16 protein-coding genes are annotated in these 15,843 nt (G+C 69.8%); 7 read left to right on the top strand and 9 right to left on the bottom strand.

What is annotated here, in order from left to right; all coding sequences use genetic code 11:
• Window positions 1-50: 50 nt before the first annotated feature.
• A complete protein-coding gene (locus ACJQWM_RS12015) occupies window positions 51-473 on the bottom strand; it encodes a CBS domain-containing protein (protein ID WP_332705493.1) in 423 nt (140 codons plus the stop codon).
• Window positions 474-661: 188 nt separating this feature from the next.
• Here ACJQWM_RS12015 and ACJQWM_RS12010 point away from each other — a divergent pair, with 188 nt between their 5' ends.
• From ACJQWM_RS12010 to ACJQWM_RS12000, 3 genes are all read left to right on the top strand, one after another.
• A complete protein-coding gene (locus tag ACJQWM_RS12010; RefSeq protein ID WP_330970088.1) occupies window positions 662-955 on the top strand; it encodes a MoaD/ThiS family protein in 294 nt (97 codons plus the stop codon).
• A 27-nt stretch (window positions 956-982) separates the two neighbouring features.
• The gene (locus ACJQWM_RS12005) at window positions 983-2,116 is read left to right on the top strand and encodes a WD40/YVTN/BNR-like repeat-containing protein (protein WP_332705490.1); all 1,134 of its coding nucleotides are present in this window, start codon (window positions 983-985) and stop codon (window positions 2,114-2,116) included.
• Between the two features lie 221 nt (window positions 2,117-2,337).
• On the top strand, window positions 2,338-3,405 hold the full coding sequence (locus ACJQWM_RS12000; protein WP_332705487.1) for a COG3904 family protein: 1,068 nt from the start codon (window positions 2,338-2,340) through the stop codon (window positions 3,403-3,405).
• Between the two features lie 188 nt (window positions 3,406-3,593).
• Here the strand turns inward: ACJQWM_RS12000 and ACJQWM_RS11995 are convergent, their stop codons facing one another.
• Entirely contained in the window at window positions 3,594-3,812 is a 219-nt protein-coding gene (locus ACJQWM_RS11995; protein WP_332705484.1) for an RNA-binding S4 domain-containing protein, read from the bottom strand.
• 140 nt (window positions 3,813-3,952) lie between these two features.
• On the opposite strand from ACJQWM_RS11995, the gene ACJQWM_RS11990 reads away from it, so the two are divergent.
• Window positions 3,953-5,494 carry an AbgT family transporter gene (locus ACJQWM_RS11990; protein WP_332705481.1) on the top strand — a complete coding sequence of 514 codons (1,542 nt, stop codon included), beginning with the start codon at window positions 3,953-3,955 and terminating at the stop codon, window positions 5,492-5,494.
• 15 nt (window positions 5,495-5,509) lie between these two features.
• Window positions 5,510-5,899: an MAPEG family protein gene (locus tag ACJQWM_RS11985; protein WP_332705478.1), complete on the top strand. Its 390-nt coding sequence runs from the start codon at window positions 5,510-5,512 to the stop codon at window positions 5,897-5,899.
• A gap of 109 nt (window positions 5,900-6,008) precedes the next feature.
• Here the strand turns inward: ACJQWM_RS11985 and ACJQWM_RS11980 are convergent, their stop codons facing one another.
• Entirely contained in the window at window positions 6,009-6,278 is a 270-nt protein-coding gene (locus ACJQWM_RS11980; protein WP_332705475.1) for a GIY-YIG nuclease family protein, read from the bottom strand.
• 184 nt (window positions 6,279-6,462) lie between these two features.
• On the opposite strand from ACJQWM_RS11980, the gene ACJQWM_RS11975 reads away from it, so the two are divergent.
• Complete coding sequence (locus ACJQWM_RS11975) at window positions 6,463-7,473, top strand: fatty acid desaturase (protein ID WP_332705472.1); 1,011 nt, start codon at window positions 6,463-6,465, stop codon at window positions 7,471-7,473.
• Between the two features lie 167 nt (window positions 7,474-7,640).
• Window positions 7,641-9,008: an ATP-dependent RNA helicase DbpA gene (gene dbpA / locus ACJQWM_RS11970; protein WP_332705558.1), complete on the top strand. Its 1,368-nt coding sequence runs from the start codon at window positions 7,641-7,643 to the stop codon at window positions 9,006-9,008.
• Between the two features lie 415 nt (window positions 9,009-9,423).
• Here dbpA and ACJQWM_RS11965 read toward each other — a convergent pair whose 3' ends face one another.
• The 6 genes from ACJQWM_RS11965 to fliF form a co-directional block, all read right to left on the bottom strand.
• Window positions 9,424-10,491 carry a flagellar hook-length control protein FliK gene (locus ACJQWM_RS11965; protein WP_332705469.1) on the bottom strand — a complete coding sequence of 356 codons (1,068 nt, stop codon included), beginning with the start codon at window positions 10,489-10,491 and terminating at the stop codon, window positions 9,424-9,426.
• A gap of 116 nt (window positions 10,492-10,607) precedes the next feature.
• Window positions 10,608-11,069 carry a flagellar export protein FliJ gene (fliJ, locus tag ACJQWM_RS11960; RefSeq protein WP_332705467.1) on the bottom strand — a complete coding sequence of 154 codons (462 nt, stop codon included), beginning with the start codon at window positions 11,067-11,069 and terminating at the stop codon, window positions 10,608-10,610.
• A gap of 2 nt (window positions 11,070-11,071) precedes the next feature.
• On the bottom strand, window positions 11,072-12,481 hold the full coding sequence (fliI, locus tag ACJQWM_RS11955) for a flagellar protein export ATPase FliI (protein WP_332705464.1): 1,410 nt from the start codon (window positions 12,479-12,481) through the stop codon (window positions 11,072-11,074).
• Window positions 12,478-13,083 (bottom strand): FliH/SctL family protein, encoded by a 606-nt coding sequence (locus ACJQWM_RS11950; protein ID WP_332705461.1) that lies wholly within the window; start codon window positions 13,081-13,083, stop codon window positions 12,478-12,480. The genes fliI and ACJQWM_RS11950 overlap by 4 nt, the downstream gene beginning before the upstream one ends.
• Entirely contained in the window at window positions 13,080-14,066 is a 987-nt protein-coding gene (gene fliG, locus ACJQWM_RS11945; RefSeq protein ID WP_332705556.1) for a flagellar motor switch protein FliG, read from the bottom strand. Before fliG ends, ACJQWM_RS11950 begins: the two co-directional genes overlap by 4 nt.
• A 10-nt stretch (window positions 14,067-14,076) precedes the next feature.
• Window positions 14,077-15,738: a flagellar basal-body MS-ring/collar protein FliF gene (fliF, locus tag ACJQWM_RS11940; RefSeq protein ID WP_411306857.1), complete on the bottom strand. Its 1,662-nt coding sequence runs from the start codon at window positions 15,736-15,738 to the stop codon at window positions 14,077-14,079.
• Between the last annotated feature and the right edge of the window lie 105 nt (window positions 15,739-15,843).

The raw sequence follows: 15,843 nt of genomic DNA, 5'->3' as shown, positions 1-15,843 counted from the left end.
GGATCAATGCGGCGGCCCACGGGGTGGGCGCGCCGCCTGCCTGCGTGCGGTCAGTGCCGCGGCTCGGAGACTTCCCTGACCGTTTGCGCGGTCGCGCGGTTCTTGCCGGACAGCGCAAGGTCGGCCAGCGCGAACATGCCGACGATCTTGTCGTTGTCATCGACCACCGGCACCCGGCGGACCTGCGCATCCTCCATCAATGAATACGCATCCTGTACGTCGCTGTCGGCGCGCACGGTCTGCACCTGGTTGCTCATCGCTTCGCCGGCGGTGCACTGGCTGGGATCACGGCCCTGCGCGACGACGCGGGTGGTGATGTCGCGGTCGGTGATCACGCCCACGGGCGCGCCGCGCTCATCGACCACCGGGATCTCCCCGCAGTCGTTGTCGATCATCATCTGTGCGACCTGCGGCACCGGCGTCTCGCGCGAACAGCAGGCCGGGTTGGCGGTCATTGCCGATCTGACGTCCATCGCATGTTCCTCTTCGCAGTGGGGGATCGGCGATGGTGCGCGGAGCGGGGTTGGCCGTGCGTGAACTTTTCGGCTTGGGGAAGTTAGCCGCCGGACCCGCGCGGCACGAGCGGCAGGTGAGGCGTGGCGGCCGATGGCGATGCGGTGGCGCTATGCTGGGGTGTCACTGCCTGCAAAGGGAGGCCCCCGTGGCCAAGGTCGTGCTTGCTTCGGCGTTGTCGCGCTGGTTGCCGCAGGCGGCCGACCGGCCGGTGGGCGAGGTCGCGCTGGAGATCCCCGGAGGCGATCTGGGCGCGGTGCTTGACGGGCTGTTCGCACGGCATCCGAACCTGCGCGGCTACGTGCTCGATGAGCACGGTGCGGTCCGGCACCACGTCGTGGTGTTCGTCGACGGCGATGCGATCGGCGACAAGCGCAACCTCGCGCAACCGCTCGGCGAGTCCGCCGAGGTCTACGTGACGCAGGCGCTTTCAGGTGGTTGAGCTCGATGTTTGACCCTGGAGACTGAAATGTCCGACCGGCTGCTGGTGTCCACGCGCAAGGGATTGTTCGTGCTCGAACGTGCGGTCGATGGTGATTGCGCTGGCTGGCGCATCGCTTCGACCGCCTTCCTCGGCGACAACGTCGCGCTGGTGATGGCCGATCCGCGCGACGGCAGCTGGTACGCGGTGCTCGACCTGGGCCACTTCGGCAACAAGCTGCAGCGCTCGACCGATCTGGGCCGCAGCTGGACCGAGTGCACGGTGCCGGCGTTCGCCCCCGGCGACCAAGTGGTCACCGCCGATGGCAAGCCGCCGCAAGCGGCCACGCTCAAGCTGGTCTGGTCGCTGGAGGCCGGCGGCGCCTCGCAGCCGGGTCGGTTGTGGGCGGGCACGGTCCCCGGCGGCCTGTTCCGCTCCGACGACCACGGCGCAAGCTGGGAACTGGTGCGCGCGCTGTGGGACCGCCCGGAGCGGGCGGAGTGGTTCGGCGGCGGCTTCGATCAGCCCGGCATCCATTCGATCTGCATCGACCCGCGCGATCCGCGCTGCCTGCGCATCGCGATATCCAGCGGCGGGGTATGGCGCAGCAATGACAGCGGTGCGAGCTGGGCGCAGACCGCGCACGGCATGTTCGCCGAGTACATGCCCGGGGACCGCCGCGACGACCCCAACATCCAGGACGTGCACCGGCTGGTGCAGTGCCGCGCGGCCCCGGACGTGCTGTGGGCGCAGCATCACAACGGTGTGTTCCGCAGCGTTTCCGGCGGGGGCGACTGGCGCGAGGTGCCGAACGTGCGGCCCTCGGTGTTCGGTTTTGCGGTCGCGGTGCATCCGTACGATCCCGGGCGCGCGTGGTTCGTGCCGGCGGTCAAGGACGAGCGCCGCATCCCGGTGGATGCGCAGCTGGTGGTGGCGCGTACGGGCGATGGCGGCGCCAGTTTCGAGGTGCTGCGCGAGGGTCTGCCGCAGCAGCACGCCTACGATCTGGTCTACCGGCATGCCCTGGCGATCGACCACGACGGCGAATGCCTGGCGTTCGGCTCGACCACCGGCGGGCTGTGGACCAGCACCAGCGTCGGGTCGGGAATTCCGGGCGACCGCTGGGAGCCGCTGCCGGCGCGTCTGCCGCCGGTCCATGCGGTCACGTTCGCCGGCGGCTGAGCGGGCGCCATCGGCACTCCGCCGCGCGGACCGGCGACCGTGCGAATCGCCGGTTCGTATGCCCCCGGGCGACGGTCGTCGCGTTCCGGGATCGCGACCCCTGAATGTTCACCGCGCGTTGGGCACAGTGGCCCCGAACACCCCTAGACTGGCAGCCTGGTTGGTGACGCTGCGCCGCGGCGCGGGCGTCGGTCTGAATGACTTCAGAACGTGGGTGAACGATGCTCAAACGATGGTTTCCGGTCGTCTGCTGCGTGTGCCTCGCACTGTCGGCCTGCACGCCGCGGGTGCCCGGCTGGGCGATGGACCCGGCTGCGCAGACACAGACCGCCAACAGCAGCGATGGCGGCGCGCTGGTCGACACCGCGGCGGTCGAGATGCCCGAGTCGCCGGCGGTCACCACCCAGGAGATCGATTGGGCGCCGATGGAACTGACCGACGGCACCGCCCTGGTCAGCTGCGAGCATGACTACGATGAGAATGGCGACGGCGAGCCGCTGGCGTCGCTCGGCTTCACCGCCATCTGGCGTGCGCTCGCCGACTGCCGCGACAGCGGCATGCTGCGGTTGCGCTACCAGGGCAAGATCGATTCGGAGTTCCCGGTGCTGGTCGAGCGCGTGGCCGAGGTCGCCGATATCCAGGGCATCGCCAATCGCATCCTCGACATCGATTCCAGCGGCGGGCGGGTCGAGCCGGCGATGCGCGCCGGCGACCTGATGGGCGAGGATGGCTGGACCGTGTGGGTGCGCGAGGATTCGATCTGCCACAGTTCCTGCGTACTGGTGGTCGCCGCCGGCGACATGCGCCTGCTGGCCGGCGACATCGGCATCCACCGCATGATCCGGATCGGCTCGACCGCGACTTCGCGTGCGGAGCTCAACGAGGAGTTGCGCGGCGTCAGCGCGATGATCAAGCGCTACCTGGAGCGGCATGGCACGGCAGTCGCGGTGGCCGACCTGATGATGACGGTGCCCAATCGCAAGCTGCGGGTTCTCAGCGCCGACGAGCTCGACGAGTTCGGGCTGGCCGGTCCGAACGCGGCACAGGACGATCTGGACCGCCTCCGGCTGGCGCGTGAGTGCGGCGAGGCGTTCGTGCAGCGCAAGGACGCATTGCTGCGCGCGTTCGACCGGCAGTGCGTGCAGCCGAGCGAGGAGGTCGGCGACATGGGCGACTGCGCGCTGCAGTTGCGCCAGCGCTTCGGCTTCCCCGACCACAGCTGCCCCAGCGAAAACCCGCTGGCCGAGTACGACCGGATATCGCGCCGCGCTACCGCCGCGCGCGGCTGAATTCCCGCACCGCGAAAGCCGCTCCTGCAAAGGTATCGCTGCTTCCTGTAGGAGCGGGCGCCATGCCCGCGATGTGGAATGACGCGGCCGCGTGCATCGCGCCCATGGGGCGCTCCTACACAGGTGTTGCTGCTTTCGTAGGAGCGGCTCTGGGCCGCGACCTGTACCTGCTCGCCGCGTCTGCCGGGTCATCCGGCCACGACGCGGATCTCGACCTCGCCCAGGGTGACGCTCTGGCCGCTGCGTATCTTGCAGGTCTTGCGCAACTCGACCGCGCCGTCGACCCGCACCGCGCCGCTGGCGACGATCGCCTTGCCGGCGCCGCCGCTGTCGCAAACGCCGGCCAGCTTCAGCAGTTGGTTGAGCTCGACGAACTCCCGGTCTAGTTCGAATTCGATGCGCTGCATGGGGACGGCCGGAATCCTGGGGCATCAGTGGCGGGTGCGCAGGTTCGCAGCGGCGCGCGGCGCCTGCAAGCGGCGGGGCGACGGCCGGTTCGGGTTGGTATATTCGGCCGCTGTCCGCTCCGCGCCTTCCGGTTGAACCGATGACCCACGCTGCTGCCACTCCTAAAAAATCCGCGGTCGACCGCTTCCTCAACATTGTCGAGTCCGGCGGCAACGCACTGCCGCACCCGGCCACGCTGTTTGCAATCCTTGCGATGGTGGTGGTGCTGCTGTCGTGGATCACCTCGCAGCTCGAGCTGTCAGTGCAGCACCCGACCACCGGCGAGCTGATCACGCCGGTCAACCTGATGAGCGTCGCCGGCCTGCATCGCATCCTGACCGGGCTGGTCACCAACTTCACCAGCTTCGCGCCGCTGGGCACGGTGCTGGTATCGCTGATCGGCATCGGCGTGGCCGAGCATTCTGGGCTGATCGGCGCCGCACTGCGGCAACTGGTGCTGGCCGCTCCGCGATTCCTGCTGACCCCGGTGATGGTGTTCGCCGGCGTCATGTCGAACATGGCCAGCGAGATCGGCTACGTGCTGCTGGTGCCGCTGGCCGGGCTGGTGTTCCTCGCCGCCCGGCGCCATCCGATCCTCGGCATGGCCGCGTCGTTCGCCGGCGTATCGGGCGGCTATTCGGCCAACCTGCTGCTGGGCACGATCGACCCGCTGCTGGCCGGCCTGTCGCAGGAGGCCGCGCAGATCATCGATCCGGCCTACACGGTCAGCGCGGCGGCCAACTGGTACTTCATGATCGTCTCGACCTTCCTGGTCACCGGCCTGGGCTGGTGGGTGACCGAGCGCTTCGTCGCGCGGCGCTTCCCCGATGCGCCGGAGGCGGCCGATGGCAGCGACATCGAGCCGATGAGCGCTGCCGAGAAGCGCGGCCTGCTGTTCGCGATCGTCGCCACCGCCGCGGTCACCGCGCTGGTGTTGTGGGGCACGGTGCCGGGCGATGGATTTTTGCGCGATCCGGGTACCGGCGACCTGCTGAACTCGCCGTTCCTGCGCGGCATCGTCGCGCTGATCTTCATATACGGCGTGGTCGCCGGCGTCGCCTATGGCATCGGCGCGGGCACCATCAAGAGCGATGCCGACGTGATCAACGGCATGGGCAAGAGCATGAGCACCCTGGGCGTGTACCTGGTGCTGACGTTCTTCGCCGCGCAGTTCGTGGCGTTCTTCAACTGGACCCAGCTCGGGCTGATCTTCGCGGTCAACGGCGCGGCGGTGCTGACCCAGCTGGAGCTGCCCGGCATCGTGCTGTTCGCCTGTTTCATCGTGCTGACCGCCACGGCCAACCTGTTCATGGGCTCGGCCTCGGCCAAGTGGGCGCTGATGGCGCCGGTGTTCATCCCGATGTTCATGCTGCTGGGCTATTCGCCGGAGCTGACCCAGATCGGCTACCGCATCGGCGACTCAGTGACCAACATCATCTCGCCGATGATGAGCTACTTCGCGCTGATCATCGCCTTCCTGCAGCGCTACGAACCCAAGGCCGGCATCGGCACGGTGGTCGCGGTGATGCTGCCGTATTCGATGGTGTTCATGATCGGCTGGACCGTGCTGTTCGCGGTCTGGATGGCGATGGGCTGGCCGATCGGGCCGGGGGCCCCGCTGGAGTACCTACCCGCAACCTGACTGGAGGCAACGCGCATGACGATCGAACTGCAGATGCTGGCGTGGACCATCGTGCTGGGCCTGGTGCACCTGTTGCTCGCGGCGGCACTGTCGACGCAGCAGCGCGGCCTGAAGTGGAACGCGGGCGCGCGCGACGATTCGCCCAGGGCGCTGACCGGCGCCGCCGCCCGCATCGGCCGGGCCTGGGTGAATTTCCTGGAGACCTTCGCGTTCTTCGCCGGCGCGGTGCTGGCGGTGGTGCTGACCGATCGTGCCGATGATGGGACCGCGCTGGGCGCGCAACTTTATTTCTGGTCGCGGCTGCTGTACGTGCCGGTGTACGCGGCGGGCATCGCATACCTGCGCACGCTGATCTGGGCCGTATCGCTGGTCGGCATCGTGATGCTGCTGCTGGGGCTGTTCTGACCGGAGCCTCTCGGTGTTCACAGGAGCGCGCCCAACAAGCCCTGTAGGAGCGGGCCATGCCCGCGACAGTGCGGTTTCGTAGTGGAGCGATCGCGCCCATGGGGCGCTCCTACAGGGAGGTTGGCGCTTCGGCGGCGGAGTCGCACAACGTGCGCTTGCCTGCCGGGCTGAGCTGCTTGATCGCGTATTCGGCGCGACTGGCATCGGCCCGGTCGGCGTATCGGAAGCATGCCAGCAAGCGCACCGGCGGGCGCGAGCGGGTGTAGCGGGCGCCCTTGCCGGCGGCGTGTTCACCGTAGCGCCGCTCCACATCGACCGTGATCCCGGTGTAGATGCTGCCGTCGCGACATTCCAGCAGATAGACGAACCAGTCTGACATCGACCCAGCTTAGGCGAAGCCGCGGAGTTTTCCGCAGCCATGCCGCAGCGGCTGCGGTACGCAACCTGAACACCCAACAGGCTGAACATGGAACATGAACCCCTGTCACGGGATATCTAGCCGGATGTCATTGCCGTGACCCGGCGGGGCCGACACAATGGCTGATCAAAGGGAGAACCCACATTTGAGCGCCGTCATCGACACACCCGGTACCACCGTCAACCTGCGCAAGCTGTGCGCGCAGTTCGCCAAGCCGCACCTGGGCCGCGCGGTCTGGCAGTTGGTCAACACGCTGGTGCCGTTCGCGCTGGTCTGGGCGCTGATGGCCTGGAGCGTGGTCGGCCAGTGGGGCTACGGCTGGACGCTGCTGCTGGCCTTGCCGGCCGCCGGCCTGTACGTGCGCACCTTCATCATCCAGCACGACTGCGGGCATGGCTCGTTCTTCGCAAGCGCGCGCGCCAATGACACCGTCGGCCGCTGCCTCGGGCTGGTCACGCTGTTCCCGTACGGCTACTGGAAGAAGACCCACGCCGTGCACCACGGCACCTCGGGCAACCTGGACCGCCGCGAGATGGGCGATATCGAGACGCTGACGGTCGCCGAATACCGGTCGCTGTCGTGGTTCCGCCGCCTCTGCTACCGCTTCTACCGCAGCACGCCGGTGCTGCTCGGCATCGGCCCGGCCTACCAGTTCGTGATCAAGCACCGCTTCCCGTTCGACCTGCCGTTCTCGTGGAAGAAGGAGTGGGCCAGCGTGCTGCTCAACAATCTCATGCTGCTGCTGGTCGGCGGTGCGATGGGCTTCGCGATCGGCTGGTCGACCGTGCTGCTGGTGCACCTGCCGGTGGTGCTGATCGCCGGGGCGCTCGGGGTGTGGCTGTTCTACGTGCAGCACACCTTCGAGGACGCCTACTGGACCCGCGGGAAGCAGTGGGATTCGCACGAGGCGGCGATCGCCGGCAGCTCGTTCTACGACCTGCCGCCGGTGATGCACTGGTTCACCGGCAACATCGGCTACCACCACATTCACCATCTCGCCAGCCGCATCCCCAACTACCGGCTGCGCGAGTGCTTCGAATCGAGCCCGCTGTTGCAGGCCGCGCCGCGGCTGACGCTGTGGACCAGCCTGCGCAGCGCCGGGCTGAAGCTGTGGTGCGAGGAGTCCCAGCGCATGGTGGGCTTCCCCAAGCGCTAGTCCGTAGGGTGGGCACGCTTTTTGTGCCCACCATTCCGGAAGGTGGGCACAAAAAGCGTGCCCACCCTACTGTCCTGTCCCGGAGAGCCGGGCTTGTCAGCCCAGCCTGGTTCGCACCGGTGGCAATGCTGCGATCATGGCGCATGACCGATACCACCGCAGACCGCATGTTCTCTTCCCTGTCGCTGTCGCCGGCCCTGTTGCAGGGGGTCGATGCGCTCGGCTACGCGCGGATGACCCCGATCCAGGCGCAGGCGTTGCCGGCGATCCTCGACGGCCGCGACCTCATCGCGCAGGCGCCGACCGGCAGCGGCAAGACCGCGGCATTCGGGCTCGGCCTGCTGCACCGGCTCGATCCCGCGCGCATCCAGACCCAGGCGCTGGTGCTGTGCCCGACCCGCGAGCTCGCCGACCAGGTCGGCAAGCAGTTGCGCAAGCTGGCGGTCGGCATCCCCAACCTGAAGATCTCGATCCTCTGCGGCGGCATGCCGCTGGCCCCGCAGCTGGCGTCGCTGGAGCACGACCCGCACGTGGTGGTCGGCACCCCCGGCCGCGTGCAGGAGCTGCTGCGCAAGAAGGCGCTGCACCTGCGCGGGGTGCGCGTGCTGGTGCTGGACGAGGCCGACCGCATGCTCGACATGGGATTCGAGGAGCAGATCCGCGAGATCATCGGCAAGACGCCATCGGGGCGGCAGGGTTTGCTGTTCTCGGCGACGTTCCCCGACAGCATCCGCGCGATCGCCGCGGAGATGCTGCGCGAGCCGCTGGAGGTCACCGTGCAGGGCGATGCACAGACGGTCGCTGTCGAGCAGCATTTCTTCGAGGTCGAGCCGGCCAAGAAGTCGCCGCTGCTCGCCGCGCTGCTGCTGCAGTACCGGCCCGAGTCGTGCGTGGTGTTCTGCAACATGCGCCGCGACACCGAGGAGGTGGTCGGCTCGCTCGAGCACTACGGTTTCAGCGCGCTGGCGCTGCATGGCGACATGGAGCAGCGCGACCGCGACGAGGTGCTGGTGCGCTTCGCCAACCGCAGCTGCAGCGTGCTGGTGGCCAGCGACGTGGCCGCGCGGGGACTCGACGTGGAGGATCTGGCGATGGTGGTGAACTACGAGTTGCCGAGCGATCCGGATGTCTACGTGCACCGCATCGGCCGGACCGGGCGCGCCGGCAAGGGCGGGGCGGTGCTGAGCCTGGTGGCGCCACGCGAGCTCGGCCGCGCCTCGGCCATCGAGCAGCAACAGGGTGACAAGTTGCGCTGGCAGCGCGCCGCGCCGCTGACCGGAAAGGCCGGCCAGGTGCCGGCAGCGGCGATGGCGACGCTGCGCATCGATGCCGGCCGCACCGACAAGCTGCGGCCCGGCGACATCGTCGGGGCACTGACCGGCGACGCCGGGGTGCCGGTCGCGGCGATCGGCAAGATCGACGTGTTCCCGACGCGCTCGTACGTGGCGATCGCACGCGGCCAGGCGGACCGCGCGCTGGCGCGGCTGCGCGAGGGCAAGATCAAGGGGCGTCGGTTCCGGATCAACCGGATGTAGGGATTGGGGCGCATGGCGCGCCACGTCCCGTAGAGCCGAGCTTGCTCGGCTTTCGAGCTCGCCCGGAAGCGTTGTCGTTGGATTTTGTAGGAGCGCCCCATGGGCGCGATTGCGGTTCGCGCGACGTTGGCACGAGAAGCATCGCGGCCATGGGCCGCTCCTACAGGGGCGACGATGCCCGTTCCCGTAGAGCCGAGCTTGCTCGGCTTTCGAGCTCGCCCGCAAGCGTTGTCGTCGGATTTTGTAGGAGCGCCCCATGGGCGCGATTGCGGTTCGCGGGACGTTGGCACGAGAAGCATCGCGGCCATGGGCCGCTCCTACAGCTTTCGTGCTCGCCCGGAAGCTATGTTGGCGTGGCGGTGCGGCGGAGCAAGCTCCGCTCTACGATTCCCTACGGTCGGGGACGGCCGGCAAGTCAGGCGTATTCGTCGAGCAGTCCGCGCATCGCGAGGCGCGCCGGTGGCATGTCGATCAGGCTGGCTTCGGCCTCGGTGCCGTCGCCGTGGCCGTTTGCTTGCGTGGGACGGCCGGAACCATCGGACCGGCCCTGGCCGACGTCGCTGTGGGTCAGTTGCATGCCCTGCTGGCCGAGCATGTCGCGTAGGCGGTTCATGCTGGCTTCCAGCGACTGCCGGACTTCGGCGTTGGCGGAGTTGAACTCGGCGCTGACGCGGGTGCCGTCGATCTGCAGGCGGACCTCGATCGGGCCGAAGTGGTCTGGGTTCACGCGCAACTCCGCGCGGCCGATGCCCTGTTCGGCCATCCAGCCGATGCGTGCGCCGAAGCCGTCATCGAAGCCGGCGTCGGGCGTGGCCGGCAGCGTCATCGGCTGCATCAGCGACGGTGGCATCGCGCGCGATGGGGTCGCGGACGGGCTGGCGGCGGTGGTCAGGGTGGTGGCCAGGCCGCGCTCGCCCGCCTCGCTGCCGGCGCTGGCCTCCGGGCTGGCGGCGGCGGAGATGGCGCTGGTGAGCAGGTCGAGGGTGACACCCGCTTCGGTGCCCGCCGTGCCCGCCGTGCCCGCCGCGGCCGCGCCGCCGGCGGCCAGGCCAAGTGCGGTGCTCACCGCTTCGGTCAGCGCGATATTGCCGGCCACTTGGCCGGCGGGAGCGGTGGTGGGCAGGGCAGCTGCGGGAGCCGCAGTGCTTGCCAGACCGACTGCGGGATCGGCTGGTGTCCCGCCGGCCACCATCGCTGGAATCAGCAGGCTCTCGGCGAGGGCACGCGCGGGCATGGCGCTGCGGCCGAACGGGGCGGCGGTGGCCTGGGTGCCGGCCAGTGCCGATGCGGTCGCCGATGTGGTCGCCGGTGCGGGCGTCAACGGACCGGTCAGCAGGGCGAGCAGCTGCTCGGGCAGCGCCGCTTCCCGCGCGTCGGTCGCGCGGGCGCCGTCGTCAGGCGTTGCACGCTCGCCCTGAGTGGTCGGCGCCGGGGTTGCCGACTGCGTGGACGCTGCCGGGGCATCCGTCGATGCGGAAAGCATTCCGGCAAATCCGCTGTCGGACGCGGCAGCATCCGCGGCGCCCTCGGCACCGGCGGAGGCGGTCCGCGCGCTGGTTGCAGTGGGCGACGGCGGTGCGGTCGGGAGCGCGGCCGGCATCATGGAATCGACTCGCTGTCGTTGGCGACGCGTGCGGCGCGCAGGCGGCGCGCGCCGATGTCGTCGAGTTCGCGCTGCACGTGCTTCTCCGCGGTGCGCGACTCCTCGGCGCGGTAGCTGGCTTTGAGTTTTTCGAGCACGTGGGTCTCGCGGCTGGCCAACAGCAGGCGGGCGCGCTCGACATCGCAGTGCTCGCGGTTGCTGTCGACGATCTGCCGCTGCTGGTCGACGGCCGCGTCGAGCCGCTCGCGGAAGGCGAGCCGATTGGCCAGCAGCGCCGGCGCCAGGGTGGTGCCGGCGGTGGCCGCCGGCGCGGCGTATTCGGCGGCGTACTGGCGCAGCGCTTCCAGCCGGGCTTCTTGTTCGGTCAGCGCACGGTCGCGTTCGGCGACGGTGCGGGCGGCGTCGTCCTGGCGTTGCTGTTTGACCCGCAGCAGTGGGTCGAGGCGTTGCGAACGCATGGTCAGTTCTCCTGCTCGACTGGGACGGCGAGCATGGTGGGCACATCGTCGGTGTCGTCCAGCAGGCGCGCGAGCGCCGCGCGGCTGGCTTCGACATTGGCGGCCTCGGCCACATCCTGGCCGAGGAACTTGAGGATTGCCGGCCAGCGCGCGAGCGCCTCGTCGACCGCCGGGTCGCTGCCGCGCTGGTAGGCGCCGATCGCGATCAGGTCGCGCTGCGCGGAGTAGGCCGCCATCAGCCGCTTGAGCTTGCCGATACGCCCGCGCCAGGCCGGGTCGGTGATGTCCTGCATGACGCGGCTGACCGAGGCCTCCACGTCGATCGCCGGGTACAGCCCGGCGTCGGCGATGCGGCGGGTCAGCACGATGTGGCCGTCGAGGATCGCGCGGGCGGCATCGGCAATGGGCTCCTGCTGGTCGTCGCCCTCGGTCAGCACGGTATAGAACGCGGTGATCGAGCCGTGGCCGTCGGCGCCGTTGCCGGCGCGCTCGACCAGTTGCGGCAGCTTGGCGAATACCGACGGCGGATAGCCGCGCGTGGTCGGCGGCTCGCCGACCGACAGGCCGATCTCGCGTTGGGCATGGGCGAAGCGGGTCAGCGAATCCATCAGCAGCAGCACATGCAAGCCCTGGTCCCGGAACCACTCGGCGATGGCCGTTGCCCGAAGCGCGCCATGCAGGCGCGCCAGCGGCGGTCGGTCGGCCGGCGTGGCGACCACCACCGAACGCCGCAGGCCTTCCACGCCCAGCGTGCTCTCGACGAAATCGCGCACCTCGCGGCCGCGCTCGCCGATGAGACCGACGACGATGACGTCGGCGGCGGTGTAGCGCGTCATCATGCCCAGCAGTGTCGACTTGCCGACACCGGAGCCGGCGAACAGACCGATGCGCTGGCCGCGCCCGATCGGCAGCAGCGAGTTGATCGCGCGCACGCCCACGTCGAGCGAGCGCGTGATCGGTTCGCGCATCAGGGGATTGATCGGGGTACCGGCCAGGCCGACCCAGCCCTCGGCGCGCACCGCGCCGCGGCCGTCCAGCGGCACGCCGTCGCTGTCGATCACGCGCCCGAGCAGGCCATCGCCGACGGCGACCTCGCCCTGGCGGCGGGTGGTCACTACGCGCGCGTTCGGCAGCAGCCCGCCGAGGTCGGCGGTCGGCATCAGGTAGGTGCGGTCGCCGGCGAAACCGACCACTTCGGCATCGACCCAGCGCCCGCCGGCGGTCTCGACCCGGCAGCGCGAGCCGAGCGGCGCACTGCAGCCGGATGCCTCCAGGGTCAGTCCGACCGCGCGGCGCAGCACGCCCTCGCGGGTCAGCGCCAGCGACGGTGGATTCGGGTTGGCGGCGTTCAGCCGCGCGGCCAGGCGCAGGTTGCGCGCTTCTTCCCAATGCGCGGCGGCGATGCTGCTCACGGCTCGCTCCCGTTGTTCTCGACCAGCGCATCCAGGCAGGCCTGCAGCCGCGCGGCGAGGCTGCCGTCGATGCGCACGCTTTCGCTGTGCAGGCGCAGTTCGCCGCGGGCCAGGGCGGCGTCGTTGGTCAGGCGCACGCCGCTGAGGCCGGCCAGGTGCGGTGCGAGCACGCCCAGGTCGTCCGGATGCAGGCGCAGCTCGACCTCGCGGCTGCTGGTGCCGACCGCGTCCAGCGCCTCGCTCACCAGATCCGACAGCAGCGTCGGATCGGCGATGTAGGCGCGGCCGAGCAGGACCCCGGCGATGCGCACGGCCAGGTCGCCGAGCGCATCGCCGACCTCGCCATCGAGCCGCGCCAACGGCCGGGTGAAGCCGTCCAGGATGCCCTCGATCTGCGCGATCATGCGCCGCACCTCGGCCTGGCCGGTGGCCAGCCCGTCCGCGTGGCCGCGGGCGTGGCCCTCGTCGTAGGCGGCGCGCTCGAGGGCCTCCAGGTCTTCCACGCTGGGTGGCTTCGGCAGTTCCGCTTCGGGCTCGGCCACCCGGGCCAGGCCGGGCGCGGTCCAGCGCACGATGTCGGGATCATGCGCGGCCGCGCTCATACGAACTCCTCGGACTTGGCAGCGAGCTGGATGGTGCCGGCTTCGGCCATCTTGCGCACCAGCGCCAGGATCTCCTTCTGCGCGGCCTCGACCTCGGCCAGCCGCACCGGACCACGTGCATCCATGTCCTCGATCAGGATTTCCGCCGCGCGCTGCGACATGTTGCTGGTGATCTTCTCGCGCACCCTGGCTTCGGCGCCGCGCAAGGCCACGGCGAGCTTCTCGTTGGGCACGTCGCGCAGCACGGTCTGCATCGCGCGGTCGTCGATCTCGGCCAGGTTGTCGAACACGAACATCAAATCGCGGATGCGCGTGCCCAGGTCGTCGTCGATCTCGCCGATGGTGCCGAGGATGATCTCGTCCTGACCCGAATCCATGAAGTTGAGGATGTTGGCCGCCACCTTGATGCCGCCAACCGAGGAGGACTTGAGGTTCTGGCTGCCGGCGAACTGGCGCGCCATCACGTCGTTGAGCTCATTGAGCGCATTGGGCGGGATGCCATCGAGCGTGGCGATGCGCAGCAGCACGTCGGCGCGCACGCGGTCGGGCAGCACCTTGATCACTTCGGCGGCCTGGTCGGGGTCGAGGTGCGACAGCACGATCGCGATGATCTGCGGGTGCTCGTTGCGCACCAGGTCGGCGATCGCGCGCGGCTCCATCCACTTCAGCGTGTCCAGCCCCGAGGTATTGCGGCCGGCCAGGATGCGGTCGATCAGGGTGCCGGCGCGTTCCTCGCCGAGCGCCTGGGTCAGCACCGCGCGGATGTAGTCGTCGGCGCCGGAGCCCAGCGCGCTGGGCTGGGCCAGCACGTCGACGAAGTCGTCGAACACCTGGGCGACGGCCTCGCGCGAGATGCCGCCGACCGAGGTCATCGCCTGGCCGAGCTTCTGCACGTCCTTGGCGCCCATGTGCTTGAGCACCTCGGCGGCCTGCTGCTCGCCCAGCGACAGCAGGACCACCGCGGCGCGCTGCACGCCGGTCAAGGGGATTGGTTCAGCCATCGGCTTCGACCCAGTTGCGCACCACATGGGCGACGCGCTTGGCGTCGTTGTTGACGGCGGTCTTGGCGACCTGCAGTTTCTCGTCGAAATCCATCGCCGCCTGCGCAGTCACCGCCGGCTTGGCGCGTGGCTTGGGCGAGGACAGGGCGACCGGGACTTCGTCTTCCTCGTCCTCGGCTACCTTGGCGATGGCGGTATGCGTTCTGGGCGGCGCCAGCAGTTGGCGGAACGCCGGCCGCAGCACGGTGAAGATCAGCAGCAGCACGGCGATGCCGCCGAGTGCGATGCGCAGCAGCTCCTGCGCGCGCGGGTGCTGCCAGAACGGCAGGGCCTCCGGCGCGTCGATCGCGGCGCCGCGCGCGAACGGTGCGTTGACCACCGTGACCATGTCGCCGCGTTCCTGGTCGAAACCGATCGCCTGCTGCACGAGCGTCTGGATGCGGCCCAGCTCGTCCTCGGTAAGCGGCCGGTAGGTGACCGCTTCGTCCTCGGTCTGCGGCAGGTTGTCGACCAGCACCGCCGCGGTCACCCGGGTGATGCGGCCCGGCGCCTGGCGGGTGTGGGTCAGCGTGCGGTCGAGCTCGTAGTTGCGCACCGCGGTGCGTGCACTGGGGCCGGCCGGCGCGGCGGCCGGCGGCGCCTCGGCGGCGGCATCGGCGGCATCGGCAGCGCCGGGCGCGGCCGCGTCAGGCATGTTGCTGGCGCTGCCGGGCACGCCCTGCGCCGGCTGAGCCGCGTCGAGGTTGCCCGATTCGGAAATCTGCTCGCTGCGGATCATCGCCGCGTCGGGGCCGTAGACCTCGCGCGCCTGCTCGGTCTGGGCGAAATCCATGTCGACGCTGACCTGGGCGCTGACCCGGCCGGGGCCGGTCATCGGCTCCAGCAACTGCTGGATGCGGCTGACGTAGGAGGCTTCCTGGCGGCGCTGCTGCTCGAAACGCTTGGCGCCGACCGCGGCATCGCTGTCGGGATCGGGATTGGACAGCATGCGGCCGGACTGGTCGACCACGGTGACGTGTTCGGGCGGCAGCAGAGGGATGCTGGAGGCGACCAGGTGCACGATCGCGTCGACCTGGCCCTGTTCCAGTGCGCTGCCGCTGCGCAACTGCAGCACCACCGACGCGCTGGCCGGTTCCTTCTGCCGGGTGAAGGCACTGGGCTTGGGCAGCGCCAGGTGCACCCGCGCCTCGCGCACCGGGCGCAGGTTGGCGATGGTGCGGGCCAACTCGTTCTCCAGCGCGTGCTGGTAGCGAGCGTTCTCGATGAACTGGCTGGTGCCGAAGCCCTGGTCCTGCTGCATCGCCTCGAAGCCCATCTGGGTGCCGGCCGGCAGTCCGGCCGCGGCCAGCGCGAGCTTGGCCTGTCCAGCCTGGTCGGCCGGTACCGACAGCGCGCCGCTGCCGGCGTCGATGCGAAACGGGATGTTGGCGCCGCGCAGCAGGTCGGACGCTTCGCTGGTGGAGCGCGCGTCGAGTCCGGCATAGACCGGCACGAAGTCGGGGCGCTGGGTCCAGAAGAACAGCCACAACCCGAGCGCGATCGCCGCCGCGGCGATCGCGAACACGCCGAGCTGGCGCACCGCCGGGATGTCCTGCAGGCGGCCGAGGTCGCGCAGGTTGCTGGCGGTGTTCTTGGGAAGGGTGATGACGCTCATGGGTGGGCTCGGGGTGTGCAGGGCGACGTCGCTGGGCGGGACTCGGGACTCGGGACTCGGGACTCGGGAAAGCAGAGGCCAAAAGCGGAAACCCCGATGGGAAAC

Source organism: Novilysobacter longmucuonensis, from assembly GCF_046600735.1.
Lineage (GTDB): Bacteria > Pseudomonadota > Gammaproteobacteria > Xanthomonadales > Xanthomonadaceae > Novilysobacter_A > Novilysobacter_A longmucuonensis.
The sequence above is the reverse complement of the archived record's forward strand: the minus strand, read 5'-3'. Positions and strand labels throughout refer to the sequence as shown.

Bases quoted from the DNA above. Each gene is read 5' to 3' on its own strand.
- ACJQWM_RS11965 (WP_332705469.1), bottom strand. From the start codon at position 10,491: ATGCTTTCCGCATCGACGGATGCCCCGGCAGCGTCCACGCAGTCGGCA.
- ACJQWM_RS11950 (WP_332705461.1), bottom strand. From the start codon at position 13,083: ATGAGCGCGGCCGCGCATGATCCCGACATCGTGCGCTGGACCGCGCCC.
- fliF (WP_411306857.1), bottom strand. From the start codon at position 15,738: ATGAGCGTCATCACCCTTCCCAAGAACACCGCCAGCAACCTGCGCGAC.
- ACJQWM_RS12005 (WP_332705490.1), top strand. From the start codon at position 983: ATGTCCGACCGGCTGCTGGTGTCCACGCGCAAGGGATTGTTCGTGCTC.
- ACJQWM_RS11990 (WP_332705481.1), top strand. From the start codon at position 3,953: ATGACCCACGCTGCTGCCACTCCTAAAAAATCCGCGGTCGACCGCTTC.
- fliJ (WP_332705467.1), bottom strand. From the start codon at position 11,069: ATGCGTTCGCAACGCCTCGACCCACTGCTGCGGGTCAAACAGCAACGC.
- ACJQWM_RS11995 (WP_332705484.1), bottom strand. From the start codon at position 3,812: ATGCAGCGCATCGAATTCGAACTAGACCGGGAGTTCGTCGAGCTCAAC.
- ACJQWM_RS12015 (WP_332705493.1), bottom strand. From the start codon at position 473: ATGGACGTCAGATCGGCAATGACCGCCAACCCGGCCTGCTGTTCGCGC.
- ACJQWM_RS11980 (WP_332705475.1), bottom strand. From the start codon at position 6,278: ATGTCAGACTGGTTCGTCTATCTGCTGGAATGTCGCGACGGCAGCATC.
- ACJQWM_RS12000 (WP_332705487.1), top strand. From the start codon at position 2,338: ATGCTCAAACGATGGTTTCCGGTCGTCTGCTGCGTGTGCCTCGCACTG.
- dbpA (WP_332705558.1), top strand. From the start codon at position 7,641: ATGTTCTCTTCCCTGTCGCTGTCGCCGGCCCTGTTGCAGGGGGTCGAT.
- ACJQWM_RS11985 (WP_332705478.1), top strand. From the start codon at position 5,510: ATGACGATCGAACTGCAGATGCTGGCGTGGACCATCGTGCTGGGCCTG.